Source organism: Flavobacterium polysaccharolyticum, assembly GCF_038739875.1.
Lineage (GTDB): Bacteria > Bacteroidota > Bacteroidia > Flavobacteriales > Flavobacteriaceae > Flavobacterium > Flavobacterium polysaccharolyticum.
On record NZ_JBCGDP010000022.1, the window covers coordinates 32,133 to 46,347 of the forward strand.

12 protein-coding genes are annotated in these 14,215 nt (G+C 37.2%); 8 read left to right on the forward strand and 4 right to left on the reverse strand.

The annotated features are described in order from the left end of the window. Nucleotides 1–196 precede the first annotated feature (196 nt). From glgA to WFZ86_RS17495, 4 genes are all read right to left on the reverse strand, one after another. Nucleotides 197–1,423 carry a glycogen synthase gene (gene glgA / locus WFZ86_RS17480; RefSeq protein WP_342693125.1) on the reverse strand — a complete coding sequence of 409 codons (1,227 nt, stop codon included), beginning with the start codon at nucleotides 1,421–1,423 and terminating at the stop codon, nucleotides 197–199. A gap of 925 nt (nucleotides 1,424–2,348) precedes the next feature. Next, a complete protein-coding gene (locus tag WFZ86_RS17485) occupies nucleotides 2,349–5,567 on the reverse strand; it encodes a WD40/YVTN/BNR-like repeat-containing protein (RefSeq protein ID WP_342693126.1) in 3,219 nt (1,072 codons plus the stop codon). Between the two features lie 129 nt (nucleotides 5,568–5,696). After that, nucleotides 5,697–7,115, reverse strand: coding sequence for an adenosine deaminase (locus WFZ86_RS17490; protein WP_342693127.1), 1,419 nt, complete (start codon nucleotides 7,113–7,115; stop codon nucleotides 5,697–5,699). A gap of 224 nt (nucleotides 7,116–7,339) precedes the next feature. Beyond that, on the reverse strand, nucleotides 7,340–8,113 hold the full coding sequence (locus tag WFZ86_RS17495; RefSeq protein WP_342693128.1) for a TSUP family transporter: 774 nt from the start codon (nucleotides 8,111–8,113) through the stop codon (nucleotides 7,340–7,342). 300 nt (nucleotides 8,114–8,413) lie between these two features. On the opposite strand from WFZ86_RS17495, the gene yaaA reads away from it, so the two are divergent. From yaaA to WFZ86_RS17535, 8 genes are all read left to right on the forward strand, one after another. Beyond that, on the forward strand, nucleotides 8,414–9,172 hold the full coding sequence (gene yaaA / locus WFZ86_RS17500; protein ID WP_342693129.1) for a peroxide stress protein YaaA: 759 nt from the start codon (nucleotides 8,414–8,416) through the stop codon (nucleotides 9,170–9,172). 587 nt (nucleotides 9,173–9,759) lie between these two features. Beyond that, a complete protein-coding gene (locus WFZ86_RS17505; protein ID WP_342693130.1) occupies nucleotides 9,760–10,380 on the forward strand; it encodes a hypothetical protein in 621 nt (206 codons plus the stop codon). A 178-nt stretch (nucleotides 10,381–10,558) separates the two neighbouring features. Further along, entirely contained in the window at nucleotides 10,559–11,338 is a 780-nt protein-coding gene (locus tag WFZ86_RS17510; protein WP_342693131.1) for a hypothetical protein, read from the forward strand. Continuing rightward, on the forward strand, nucleotides 11,331–11,756 hold the full coding sequence (locus WFZ86_RS17515; RefSeq protein ID WP_342693132.1) for a hypothetical protein: 426 nt from the start codon (nucleotides 11,331–11,333) through the stop codon (nucleotides 11,754–11,756). The genes WFZ86_RS17510 and WFZ86_RS17515 overlap by 8 nt, the downstream gene beginning before the upstream one ends. 214 nt (nucleotides 11,757–11,970) lie before the next feature. Continuing rightward, on the forward strand, nucleotides 11,971–12,321 hold the full coding sequence (locus WFZ86_RS17520) for a hypothetical protein (protein WP_342693133.1): 351 nt from the start codon (nucleotides 11,971–11,973) through the stop codon (nucleotides 12,319–12,321). Continuing rightward, nucleotides 12,321–12,740 (forward strand): type II toxin-antitoxin system VapC family toxin, encoded by a 420-nt coding sequence (locus WFZ86_RS17525; protein ID WP_342693134.1) that lies wholly within the window; start codon nucleotides 12,321–12,323, stop codon nucleotides 12,738–12,740. Before WFZ86_RS17520 ends, WFZ86_RS17525 begins: the two co-directional genes overlap by 1 nt. Before the next feature lie 149 nt (nucleotides 12,741–12,889). Next, on the forward strand, nucleotides 12,890–13,348 hold the full coding sequence (locus tag WFZ86_RS17530) for a DUF4440 domain-containing protein (RefSeq protein ID WP_342693135.1): 459 nt from the start codon (nucleotides 12,890–12,892) through the stop codon (nucleotides 13,346–13,348). A gap of 56 nt (nucleotides 13,349–13,404) precedes the next feature. After that, nucleotides 13,405–14,085, forward strand: coding sequence for a YiiX family permuted papain-like enzyme (locus tag WFZ86_RS17535; RefSeq protein WP_342693136.1), 681 nt, complete (start codon nucleotides 13,405–13,407; stop codon nucleotides 14,083–14,085). Nucleotides 14,086–14,215: the final 130 nt, after the last annotated feature.

Consider the following 14,215-nt stretch of genomic DNA (forward strand, 5'->3'; position numbering starts at 1 on the left):
AGACACACTTTTTCTGAAATATTCATAGCTAATTTTTCGATTCCGGTTTGTTGTGGTGGTCTGTTAACTCCTGTGATTTGCGTGAGGGATAGGAATAAACTACCGAAGTAGTATGGATAGCCCGACCGCAGGAACGCAAAGGGGCGAATAACACCTTTGCTATTTGCCCCTTTGTGGTGCTGGGGTCACGCCCCAATTATGCTTTTTCTTTTTCGAAACGGTCAATGACTTCTTGGTAATAGGCCAAGGTGGTTTTGGCGATAGATGCCCAACTAAATTGTTGAAGTACGCGTTGGCGACCGGCTTTTCCCATTTGGTTGGCCAAGGCTTCGTTGTCGAGCAAGAGATTGACTTTGGTGGCAAAATCTTGTTGGAAGGCTTGAGGATTGGCGGGGTTAAAATCGGTTCGGGAAACGGGGGCGAGGGGTACCAAAAATCCGGTTTGTCCTTCGACGATGATTTCGGGTATGCCTCCTACGGCGCTTCCTACTACGGGTGTTTCGCAGGACATCGCCTCGAGATTGATGATACCAAAGGGTTCGTATAGCGAGGGGCAGGCGAAAACGCGGGCGTGGCTGTAGAGCACTTTTACTTTTTCTCTTGGGAGCATTTCGGAGATGAGGATGACGCCTTCGCGGGTGGCTTTTAGCTCGGCGATGAGTTGTTCGGTTTCGGCGGCGATTTCGGGGGTGTCTGGGGCGCCTGCACACAATACGATTTGGCAATTGGCATTGAAATGTTGTGCCGCAGCGATGAGTTGCGAAATGCCTTTTTGACGTGTGATACGACCCACAAACAGCACAAACGGAATGTTGGGGTCGATGCCTAATTCGGTCAACAAGGCGTCGTCAAAAGTGGGTTGGTAAAAATCGGGGTCGATGCCGTTGTGAATCACCGTAACTTTTTCGGGCGCTACGCCATAGGCTTCGATGACATCGGTTTTCATTTGTTCGCTTACCGCAATCACTCCATCGGCAGAGGTATAGGCGTGTTGCTCTAACCAGCGCGACAGGAAATAACCATTGCCGAGTTGCTCGACCTTCCAAGGGCGGTGGGTTTCGAGACTGTGGGTGGTCAAAATGAGCGGTACTTGTAGCAGTTCGCGTGTAAATACGCCCGCCAAATGGGTGTACCAAGTGTGGCAGTGCACAATGTCGGCCTCGGGCGTGGCTTGTGCCATCTCGACATTTTTGCTCAGGTTATGAAACATTTTGATGTGCGCATTGCTTGGGTCTTCCATCTTGGTCAAGCTGGAGGTGATGCCTTGCACGTGCATATTTTGGGTGGTTTCGGATTGTGCCCCAAAACAACGGACTTCTACTTGGGCGAGTTTAGCCAGTTCTTGGCTTAAAAAATCGATATGTACTCCCGCACCACCATAAATGTGCGGAGGAAATTCATTACTGTAAAGGGCTATTTTCATAAAAAACACATTTAGAGAAGTAAAAAAGCTTTGTTTTTTGTCTTTATAAAACTATAAAATTTAAGCGAGAAAGTAGCCGTGAATTTGATGATAATTTGAAACGGAATCGACTTAATTTGTAGTATTTATGAATTTTTGTAGTAATTGTTTTTTTTATGACAATTTGATAGCTGAGTGCGGGTTAGAGGTAAAGTTTTGAAAAGACAGTTGGTGTCTCGGTATCTCGGTTTGAAATTGGTCTCGCAAAGGCGCAGACAATGTCTTTAAGTTAAGGAATTACTCTTTTTGTTTTCACGCAGATTTCGCAGATTTACGCAGAAAAATCAGTTAAAATCTGTTGAATCTGCGTGCTATTTTTTCTTTTTCCTCTTAACTTAATGACATTGAAGGCGCAGAGGCGCAAAGAGCAGGATTGTAAATAATTCAATGGGAATGGGCTTTAGTCCATTCTTTACAATGAGTTTAGTAATAGGCTTTAGCCAAAATAGTATTCTAGTTTCGGCTAAAGCCTTTATATTTTTTATCATTATGTCATCCCGCTTTAGCGGGATGCAATTGGTTATACTAAAAATCAATTAACAAACTTTGTTGTATTTTTTTTGGATGCTTTTTTTGGGAATAAAAAAGTGAAATTGGTCTCGCAAAGCCGCAGAGGCGCAAAGAGTGGAATGCTGAAATATTCAATAGGAATGGGCTTTAGTCCATTCTTTACAATGAGTTTAGTAATAGGCTTTAGCCAAAATAGTACCCTAGTTTCGGCTAAAGCCTTTATATCTTTTATCATTATGTCATCCCGCTAAAGAGGAATGCAATTGATTATACTAAAAATCAATTAACAAACTTTGTTGTATTTTTTTTGGATGCTTTTTTTGGGAATAAAAAAAGCCGCTTCTTTTCAGAAACGGCTTGCATTGTTATGGATGCTTTATTTTTTATCCTCAATCACTATGGCAGGAATCTGCTTTTGTTGGATGAAGGCATTGAATTCGGGTACTTTGACCGTGGCAATTTCATTGACTTTTGCTACGGCTATATCAATTTTTTTAGCCAAATCGTCGTATACTTCATAAGCACCTTTGGTTGGTTTGGTGTCTCCCGAGGAAACGTTCGAACCCAATCCCGCCATTTTATCGTTTAGCATAATAGGGTAGGCCAAAACATCTTGTGGGGCTTTGGCTTTGGGCTGCATCAAAGTAGCTTCTAGTTCTTCTAAAGATTTGATGGTAGGTTCGGTCATTTTTTTCATTTCTTTGACCATAACCGAATCTTTCACGGCGCCAACATAACTATTGATTTGTCCTTTAATCTTGCGGATTTTATTGATAGCCAAATGTGCTTCATTTACTTTTTTGTTGACTTTTTGATGGAATTCGAATTGTTCTTTCAAGTCGGCATCGGTTCCTTCTGCTCTTGGGTCTTTTTTGATTTCAAAGGTTTGCTCACCGATGATTTTTTTGTCTTCGATAAAACGAACTTTGTAAGTGCCCGGAAGTACTTTGGCACCCACGCCAGAACCAGCCCACATTACATTCGTGCCTTCCACTTCGGTAGCATTTGGATAGCGCATATTCCAAACAAATACATTCATTCCAGCTTTGTTAGGTACGTAACCTGCTTTTTCTTTCTCAGTGTCTTGGTGGAATTCTTTGGCTACTTTTTGTGGTTCGCCTTTGGTGTTTTTAACCGAAGAATACTTGATGATGCTTTCGTTTTTGTCGTTCAAGAATTCGAGTTCTAATTCTTTGGCTGCTTTCGTTTTTTGATAGAAACGTACGATTACCCCATTTGGAGCATTGGTTCCAGATGATTGGGTATTGCTTTGACGCCCTTGTGTTCTGTAGGCAGTTCTGGGTTGGAAAAGGTGTTTTTCGCTAGTTACCTTTTTGTCCATTATTTCGTGTAAAGGCGTAATGTCATCCAAAACCCAGAAAGCACGTCCGTGTGTCGCCACCACCAAATCTTTATCGCGTTTGTGAATTTGTAAATCACGAATAGGTGTAAGCGGTAAATTCAAGTTCAGTTTTTCCCAAGAATCCCCATCGTTGAAGGAAACATAAATACCTCTCTCGGTTCCAGCGTACAAAAGTCCTGGTTTGTTAGGGTCTTCGCGTAGCACTCTGCAATATTCATCAGCAGGAATTCCAGCGGTGATTTTCTTCCAAGTTTTTCCGTAATCAGTGGTTTTGAAAAGGTAAGGAGCACGGTCGCCATACATGTATTTGTTGGCAGCGACATAGGCTTTCCCTTTGGTATGTTCCGAAGTGTGAATGATGCTTATCAAAGAGAATTCAGGTAACATTGAAGTCGGAATGTTGACTTTGTCCCAGCTTGCTCCATTGTTTTTAGAAACATGAATGTAACCATCGTCAGAGCCTGTCCAAAGCACCCCTTGTTCCGTTGGCGCTTCTGAAAAAGTAAAAATAGTAGCATAGACTTCGGCTCCTGTTTGGTCTTTGGTAATTGGACCTCCAGTGTCTCCAGTGGTTTTTGGGTCATTTCGAGTTAAGTCTGGACTTATGGCAGTAAAGGAATGGCCTTCGTCTTCCGTAACCAATACATATTGTGAGGTCACATACATTCTTTTGGGATTATGCGGAGAAAAAACGATAGGGTAAGTCCATTGAAAACGGTGTTTTTTGGCTTTTGCTGGTGAACCAATGTTGGATTCTGGATAAGGTGAAATATCTTGTCCTTGTTTGGTTCTCGAATTGTATTTACTCAACTGTCCATCATATTCACCGCCATAAGTAAGGTCGGAATTGGTAGGATCGGCTTGAATGTATCCTGCTTCTCCACCCGCAACTGGAAACCAATCTTCTCTGTCAATACTAGAACCAGTGGTTCTTGAAGGAATTCTAACAGAGGAATTGTCTTGTTGAGCACCATAAATGTTATACGGGAAATCATTATCTAAGGATACGTGGTAAAATTGACTCGTTGGAATGTCAATATCCGAAAAATTGACACCACCGTTAAAGGTGATTTCAGCCCCTCCATCATCTCCAATAATAAAGTTTTCTGGGTTTTTCGGATTAATCCACACATCGTGCGTATCGCCATGTTGAACAGGGATTTTTTTGAAGTTTTTACCACCATCGGAAGATTTCCAAGCGTCTACATTCAGCACAATCAAACCGTCTTCATTTTTTGGGTCGGCTTGTAAATTCATATAGTACCATGGACGTTGCCATAAGTTTTTGTCTTCGTTGATGAGTGACCAATGTTCTCCTGCATCATCAGAACGGTACAGTCCACCTTTGTCGTTTTCTACCAAGGCATACAATCGGTTGGAGTTTACAGGTGAGACAGCGATTCCAATTTTACCCAAAAGCCCTACTGGCATTCCAGGTTTGGTACTTAAGTTGGTCCAAGTGTCGCCTCCATCGGTAGATTTGAAAAGACCAGATTCGGTTCCTCCAGAAGACATGGAATGCCCATTTCTGTAAGCTTCCCAAAGTGTCGCATAAATCACTCTTGGATTGTTCACATCGATACGGACCACCATTCCGCCAGTTTTGTCATTTTTGGACAGTACTAGTTTCCAGTTTTTTCCACCATCGGTACTGCGGTAAATGCCACGCTCTGGATTGGAATGAAATGGATTACCCATAGCGGCTACAAAAACAATATCAGGATTGCTAGGATGCACTTCGATGTTTCCAATAGCATCGGCTTTGTCGAGTCCGATTTTACTCCAGTTTTTACCGGCATTTACAGATTTGTACATACCGTCGCCAAAGGAGATATTAGAACGCATATCAGCTTCTCCCATCCCAACATACACCACATTTGGGTCTGAAGGTGCGACTGTAATTGCTCCTACAGAGGAAGAAGTAAAAGTGCTATCAGAAACGGCTAACCATTCGTTTCCTCCATCAGTGGTTTTCCAAACGCCACCACCTGTAGCCCCAAAGTAATATGTTAAAGGTTGATCAGCATGACCCGCAACTGCCAAAGAGCGACCTGCTCTAAACGGACCAATGTTACGCCATTTTAATCCATTGAAGTATGCAGTGTTGCCAGAAGAAACGGCTGTTTTGTCCATTTTCTTAGCAGTATTTTGCGCTTCAATTGAAAGAGAGGGAAGTAAACAAAAGCTTAAAAGAAACACACTTAAGCGAAAGATTGTTTTTTGGTTTTCCATAAATTTATTTGATTTTAGAAAGTAATAGTTTCTAAAATTAAATAAAATCTTCTATTTATTGTATTTTCTTTATGGATTTTTAAAAAAGTATAGTAGTTACTTTACCATAACTCTTCTAATAACGGGAGTTTATTGCGGGGTAAATTGTGCTTCGAATTTTTTAAATCGGCGATCCAAATCGTCTAGTAATTGTTCTTTTACTTTAGACTCTTCGATAAAGGCAAATCGGATGCTGTTGTACACATATTCCTTGATGTCTTTGTAGCTTACTTGTGGGTATCTTTTGGCCAAAAGCACATATTGTTCAGTAAGATTGGTACGTAAAATACCAGCATCGTCCGTACTAATTACGATGGGAACACCAAATTCTTTGTACAAACTAAACGGATGGCGGTTCTCTTTTACTTTCAGAATAAATTCGTTGCTAGTCAAATTGATTTCTATCGCGATTTTGTTTTTCGCCATATAGCGCAATAACTCGTAGTTGTTTTTTTCGTAAGCCAAATCTACTCCGTGACCAATTCTGTTCGCACCAGCAGTGTATACAGCAGAGTTGATGTGCCAAGTTAGTTCTTCGGGTTGCACCAATCCAAGCGTTAATTCGCCTGCGTGCATGCTGTATTTTACCTTTGGAAATTTGGTGTGACAGTATTTATATAGCAACATGTGCAATTCATAATCTTTCATTGCTGTAGCGCCATCTTCTGGCGAAACGATATTCACGCCATCAATTAGCGAACTGTTATCAGCAGAAATAAAAGCGATTACTAAATTCTTAAACAAGTCTACCGGCTCCATAAAGCGCAACACAAAATTTTGATAACGCATCGTGAATTGAGCGTCATCAATCTTGAGGTCGTTATGCATTTTGGCTACAAAGTTTGTGTTGAAATTAGCAGCGTATTTTGCAGCCTCTCTTTTGTTGAAAGTAGCAAACAATTGGTCCAGTGCTTTGAAAACGGCTTTTTCGTCTTTTTTCGCAACCAAGCTTCGAAGTTCTTCGTTATAAGGAGTCAAATCCTCGGTATTCATATCACACGGAATCGTTGATAATTGCGTTTCGATATAACTTACTTGTTCTTTGATGGCGCGATTTTTCAGCTCCAAAAGTCCTTGTTCAAAAGTGCCTTTGATGGTCGCTTCAAATTTTCCGAAGGATTCAAAAAACTGTTTGTCAGAAGGGTAACTTATGCCGTTAAAGTCTTTGATAGACCATTTTTCGATGATTTTTTGTTGGTATAGGGGTAATGCTCCATTTTTCTGAATCATTTCAAAGGATTCCCAAATTCCATCGGTACCTCGTTGGGGTTGTACTTCTAAAGTCTCTAAATTTAGGTAAAAATTATTTTTGATGGCGTAGGCTATCAGCGGTTCAGCATAAACAGAGCCAGAGTAGTGGTGGTGCAAATCGCCTCCTTTGGGCATTTGAGAAAAGAAAGCCGTGAGTTGGGCTTCGTTATTTCGGATTTTATCAAAATAAGTTTCAGCGTTTTGAGCCGTTCCAAATGCAGTACTTAAAAGAAGTAAAAAGAGCGAAAATTTATTCATACTTTTTAGATTTAGTCGATTTGGGGTGCAAAAGTAGTTAAAAAAGCTCAGTTTTCAGCCGTATTCGTTAAAATACCAAGGATTTACTTTTGAAAAGGGAAATACGAAGTACACGAATTAGCAGAAAGTATAGCTGTTTTAGGGATGTTTTTTTGAAATATAAAATCCGTTCTAATCCGTTTCATCCGTGGCTAAAATAAGGGTAGACAAAGCCATTTTTCAAACTACAAAATTCCCAAGCCCAACAGCACAGCAAACACCATAAGTAGCAGCGCAACTAGTAATTGTATACTCTTTAAGGTCACTTTTTCTAACAGTCTATTGCCAATAAAAGCCCCCAAAAAAGCCGAAAGCGTGGCACAAATCACCAAGGGATAAGCAATATTTTGGGCGTTTTGTGACCAGTTTTGTACATAGACACCCATTCGAGAGAGGTCAATCAAACAAGCAATAACAACTCCTGTTCCGATGTAAGATTCTTTCGTTAGTCCCGCTCTAATCAAGAAAGCGGCACGCAAAGCGCCTTGCATCCCCGATAATCCTCCAAAAAAGCCACTCAACACTCCGCCCAACGGCAAGTATTTTTTATCAAAAGTAAGTTGCGACCAACTTGGAATAATTTCAAACAAAGCAAAAAACAGCAAAATAAGACCAATGCAAAGTTTGATTGGCAAAAGCGTAAACGTATGGCTCCCGAGCGTGTAACTGCCAATTGGCGGAATAGTATTTAAAAAAGAAAGCAGATATGCCCCCACAAAAGCAAAAAGAATAGCCGGAATTCCAAAAGCCAGCAAGGCTTGTTTGTTGGCTTTTTGTCCCAACAAAAACAGTTTGAAAATATTATTCAAAAAATGCACGATAGCGGTCAATAAGATGGCCATTTCGATTGGGAAAAAGAACCCAAAAACTGGCACTAGCAAGGTTCCCAAACCAAAACCCGAGAACAAAGTCAATCCCGAACCCAAAAACGCCACCAAACAAATCAAGAAATAATCCATAGCTTTTATATTGAATGCCCCAAAAATACAGATTCTACCATTTCGATGATTAAAAATCCGTTTTAATCTGTTACATCCGTGGCTAGTCAATGTTAACTATTTGAAAAGTAAATCGTCCGGTTCGATTCCTTTCCATTCAATGATGATTTTGCTTTTACTAAGTTTTGAATTCATTTTTTACAATGACTAGATTTCAATCCTGTGGATTAGCAAATGTTATACGGTTATTAAACAAATCAATGCTAGGCTTCGGAAATCTAAAATGCAAATTGTATTTTTGAAGACAAAGAAAAGTCATATATGAAAATTGTTATATCGCCAGCCAAGTCCTTAAATTTCGAGAAAGAATTACCCGTTGAAACCTTTACGCAGCCTGCTTTTTTAAAGCAATCCAAAATCGTGCACGCCGAATTGCAACTCAAAACACCCAAAGAACTAGCTAGCCTGATGTCGATTTCGGATAAATTGGCCGACTTGAATTGGCAACGCAACAAGGACTGGAAAACCCCATTCAAACCCAGCAATGCCCGTCCTGCGGTGTACGCTTTCGATGGCGATGTATACACCGGTTTAGACGCTTACACGCTCTCCGAAGGCCAATTGCCCTTGTTGCAAGACCGCCTGCGCATCCTTTCGGGTTTGTATGGATTGCTCAAACCCTTAGATTTGATTCAACCATATCGTTTAGAAATGGGAACCAAAATGCCAGTAGGCGAGAGCCAAAATTTATACCAATTCTGGAAAACCACCTTGACCCAAGCGTTGAACAAGGAACTCAAAAAAGACGAACTGTTTGTCAATTTGGCGAGCAACGAATATTTTTCTGCCGTAGATGCCAAGGCGCTCAAAGTGCCCGTAATCACGCCCGAGTTCAAAGATTACAAAGACGGAAAACTAAAAATGATTAGTTTTTTTGCCAAAAAAGCCCGCGGAATGATGGTACGTTACATCCTCGACACCCAAGCCGAAACCCTCGACGATTTGAAAGGCTTCAATTACGACGGCTATGTCTTTGATGCCAATTTATCCAAAGGCAACCAACTAGTTTTTACCCGATAAAAGCATCGCTAAACACAGATGTAAATAAATAGCTCATAATCTTATCCCATCAACGGATTGAAATCCATTGCTACAAAATCAATCCGTTCCGATGGAACTACAACTGCTGTAAAAAAGAGTCGTAGACTCGACTGATAGTGTAGGGCTGGATTTCAATCCAGCATTACAATGCGTTTCATAATCTGTTTTCTAATGATTAGGGCGTGACCCCATCCACCCAAAGGGGCAAATAGCAAACGTGTTATTCGCCCCTTTGTCTGGCTGCGGTCGGGCTATCCATACTACTTCGGTAGTTTATTCCTATCCCTCACGCAAGCAATCACAGGAGTTCAAGGAATCAAATCCACAAAGCTTAGCAGACAATATTCAGAAAATTTTTATGTTTTTAGTAAGGAAAAGAATATATTTGGGAGAAGAAAAAGTTAGGCTACTGTCATACATACATACATACATACATACATACATACATACATACATACATACATACATACATACATACATACATACATACATACATACATACATACATACATACATACATACATACATACATACATACATACACAACTATCCAATAAATTCAACTTATGCTGAACCATATAAATCCAATTGAACAAATATTCGTAAGAGAAGATAATACATTCTACAAAGAACTTAAAACAATAATAAAGCAAGCTGAATTGGTAAGTATTGAAATATTTTCAAAAAACAATCAAGAATTTAATGGAATACAACTCTTACAATGTACTATTTCTGAATTTAATGTTGCTGTAAATTCTAACATAATAGATTTTTCAAATAATGATAAATCATATGAAATTCAACGGCAAAAGATTGTAGAGAATGAAGATGATGAAATAAAAGTTAAACACAAAATCATTAATCTTACTTATGAACATGAGCAATTAGCCACAGTTATTGAAAAACAGTTTCTTAATTGGTGGGAAAAGAAAGTTAAAAAAATAATTCATAGTAAATATGGAGGCTTAGATAACGCCAATAACTTGTGTCAATTTGCTCGTCAGTTAAGAAATAGCTTTGGACATTCGAAAATTAATATTACAATTAACATTCAAAATCAACCTATTTGGAAAAACATAAATTTAATTGATTATAATAGTCGAAACATATTCGAAGTAGTTTCGTTTGCAGATATTATCAATTTTTGGATTGAATTTGAAAGAATAGAATTAGGTGTGGAAATATAAAAAATATTACTGCTAACTTGCGTTTAGCAATATTGCCAATTTTATAGTAAATTTACGTTTATATTTCGCAAGAAATTTTAGCTTTAACAGAAAATAATCGGTTCCGAAGCTTGCAAACTCGCCAAGCGCTGGGACATTGGTGGCAATGATACCAAAACAAACCTCTAAAATCATTAAAATGGGCGATTGGAATACTTTACATCACTTTGACGATAAAAAATTCTATTCAAAAATTGTTACTGACTTTAGAAGGAATGGACAATTAATTAGGGAATATTTTAATTCAGATTTGGGAAAATATATAGCCTACGGAAATGATAAAAATGATGAACGAATTGCTGAAATATTAAAATTTAGCCAACATTTAGACGAAGACTTTAAATCACACAAAACCTTATACAATATTCAGACACGGAAAAAGGGAACAAGCGAAGAATATTCTGTTTTTATAAAAAAACGTTATCAAGACGAAGAAGATTTTCAAAAAGCAAATGGGCAAATAATAGAAGATATCAACCTTATTTTAACGTTAATGATTTTTTCAGAATGTGCTGCTTTTAATCCTCATTTAATTTTAGGTAGAACCATATTTACAGGATGTGTTAGTGCTAATCCAAATTCTGTTGCAGGAGAAATTATATCTAATTTTACGGATAGCAATTTGGGAAGTATATTTTATAGTTCTCGTTCAAATTGTACGGGACTCATAAATTTGGTGACAAATGAAGATTTGAAGCTTTTGTGGTTAGAGAAAGGAAACTTATATTCTACTAATGAAGACACAAAAAAATACTTTACAGATTTTTGTAAGTTCATAGAAATTGCTATCGAAAATAACTTAGGTGTAATTTCTTGTACTAACATTAATGAAAGTATTTTGAAAATGATCAAATCTCCATTATCTTTAAAAATAGACACAAAAGAACTAGGATTGGAAAGTGTAATAAACTATGAATAAATCAGAGCAAGAATTAGAAAAGCAAGAAACTGAAATTAGGAAAAACTTAGCTTATGTTTTTGTTCCAATCGCTATAATTCTTGTGATTATAACTATATATCAAAACAACTCATTAGACTATAAAAGAGAAAAATACCTAGAAAGCAAACAAACAGAATTCAAAGGTAAAATAACTGCTAAAAAAGAAGATGGAGATTATACAAGAGCTCCAAGATTTATGATTTTGAATGATTACAACGAGATTAGAATTCCAAACGAGATTTATTACCAAATAGATGTGGGTGATTCGGTTTATAAAGAAATAGGAAAAGATTCGGCATATTATTTCTTGAAAAATGGAAAAGTACTAATACAAGACTGTAACGAATACCTCAGAGAAGATTACCTAAAGTTTAAAAGTAAAAAAAATAGTGAATAAAAGCCAGCAAGTACAATCTACAATAATTGATTTACTTCGTCTCTTCGGCTTGCAGCCTCGGGTGGGCAATAAGCTTAATGGAAAGATGGTTTTGTATTTAGGATGATTTGGCAAATTCGAAAATAGGGCTTAATTTAGTACCAAAACCGCTTTATTGCTATCAACGATAGGTTCAATTATATCAAAGAAACATAAATAAAATAAAAAACATAAAATGAAAAAGACAATTTTTATATCCTACGATTTTGGAATGAAGGGTGATTATGAAGGATTATTCAAATGGCTGGATGAAAATAATGCCGAAGAAAGAGGATACGGAATTGGAATTATTAAGGAGTATCCTTGTAAACCAACAATAAAAACGGATATTGATTTTATTAAATCAGTAAGAAATGAACTAAAAGATAAAATAAAAGTAGGTTCAAATGATAGAATTTATATGATTTGGAATAGTTTTGAAGTGAATAAACTAAAAGCTGGATTTTTATTTGGGAAAAGCAAACAATCTCCATGGACAGGTTATGCTCAAAATAATCTATTCGATCATCTTGACTTGGACATATAATGAAAATTATAATTGACACTTGTTTTTGGATTGCTTTATACAACCCTGAAAAGCACATTGAGATTAACGATGATATTACTTTTATAACTGAGTTTGTTGAGGATGAAGAAATTATAATACCATTTCCAAGTTTATATGAATTTTTAAATTCCAAGTTTTCCAGAAAGAATGATGCTTTACATTTTCAAAAATTACTATCAAAACCGAATTTTATAAAATATGATGATAACCCTTATAAAGATATCGCTCTGAGTAGTTTCTTTGAGAAAACTATTAATGAATATAATGATGTGAGTTTTGTTGATGAAATCATAAAAGAAATTATAGCATCCGAATCTAAAAAAATTGACTATTTAATATCCTTTGATGAAGGCTTGAATAATTATGCTAGGTCATTAGGTCTAAAAGTGTATAAATAATTATTGCTAACAGCTACTCCTATGATTTGGGGTAATTGCTTAATTTAAACATAGTTTTTTATTTTGAAGATTTTTGCAAATACTAAAACAGGACATAATTTAGTTCTAACTCCATTAAAAATAAACGCAATACTATAATCTCAACAACAATGAAAAAAGATACTACCCTACTTTTGATGCTATTTTTTACTACGATAGCATTCGCTCAAGGTGCAATGGAAGCCCACAAAAAACAGTTTCAAAATTTAATACAAGAATCGTTTGACGAAATCTGGTCAAAATTAGAAGCTAAAAACATTGAGCAATATTATACCAAAGATTTCTTGCTTTTGGAACACGGTGAAGTTTGGAATAACGATACCATCGCAACTTATTTGAATAAAGCCAAACTCGAATTGCCCATTCCAAAACGAGTAAACAAAATTGAAATCATAGACGTCAAAGTAACCAAAAAAACCGCTTGGGTGGCTTATCACAACTATGCAACCATTTTCATTGATGATAAAATCATTCGAAAATTGCATTGGCTAGAAAGCACCACAGCCATTTTAACCGACAAAGGCTGGAAATTTGATATGCTGCACTCCACGCGTGTTAAGAGCGAATAAAAAAACATCACTAATTAGATAGTACGAAGCGGACAGTACAGAAAAGGCAAAAGAAAATGAAAAAACGAATAGTCATTCTTGGACTTTTAGGACTGCTAATTTTCAGTGGACTTTACACCAAGCAAAAATTTTACGATCCGAAACATATACTCGACACAACGAAAGCGGAAGTACAACAAATTGTTGACAAAGACGGTATAAAAAATGGTGATATAATTTTTCAAACTTCACTTTCAGGACAAAGTAAGGCAATTCAACTTGCTACAAACTCAAAATATTCGCATTGTGGAATAGTTTACAGAGACAAAGGACAATTTTATGTTTTTGAAGCAATTCAACCAGTTACGACAACACCACTTACCAAATGGATTGCTAGAGGTGAAAACGGACATTATGTAATCAAGCGACTTAAAAATGCTGACCAGATATTGACAGATAAGTCGCTTCAAAAAATGAAAAGAGAAGGGGAACAGTTTATAGGAAAAGATTATGATCTAACTTTTGAATGGTCAGATGATAAAATATATTGTTCAGAACTTATTTGGAAAGTTTATCAAAGAGCTATAGGGATTGAAATTGGGAAATTAGAAAAACTGAGTAATTTTGACTTGACACACGAAGCAGTTAAGAAAAAAATGAATGAACGTTATGGAGATAAGATTCCAAAGAACGAAATAGTAATTTCGCCAGCTGCAATTTTTGATAGTGAGTTATTATTAACTGTAAATTCAAATTAATTATTGGGGACAAAACCAAAAAGTCGATTTCAGTACAAGAAATCGGCTTTTTCGTTACTACATCGCATCGGCAATTTTATAGTTAAAATAATTTCACCACACAATTTCAGCATTCCACAACATTTTAATT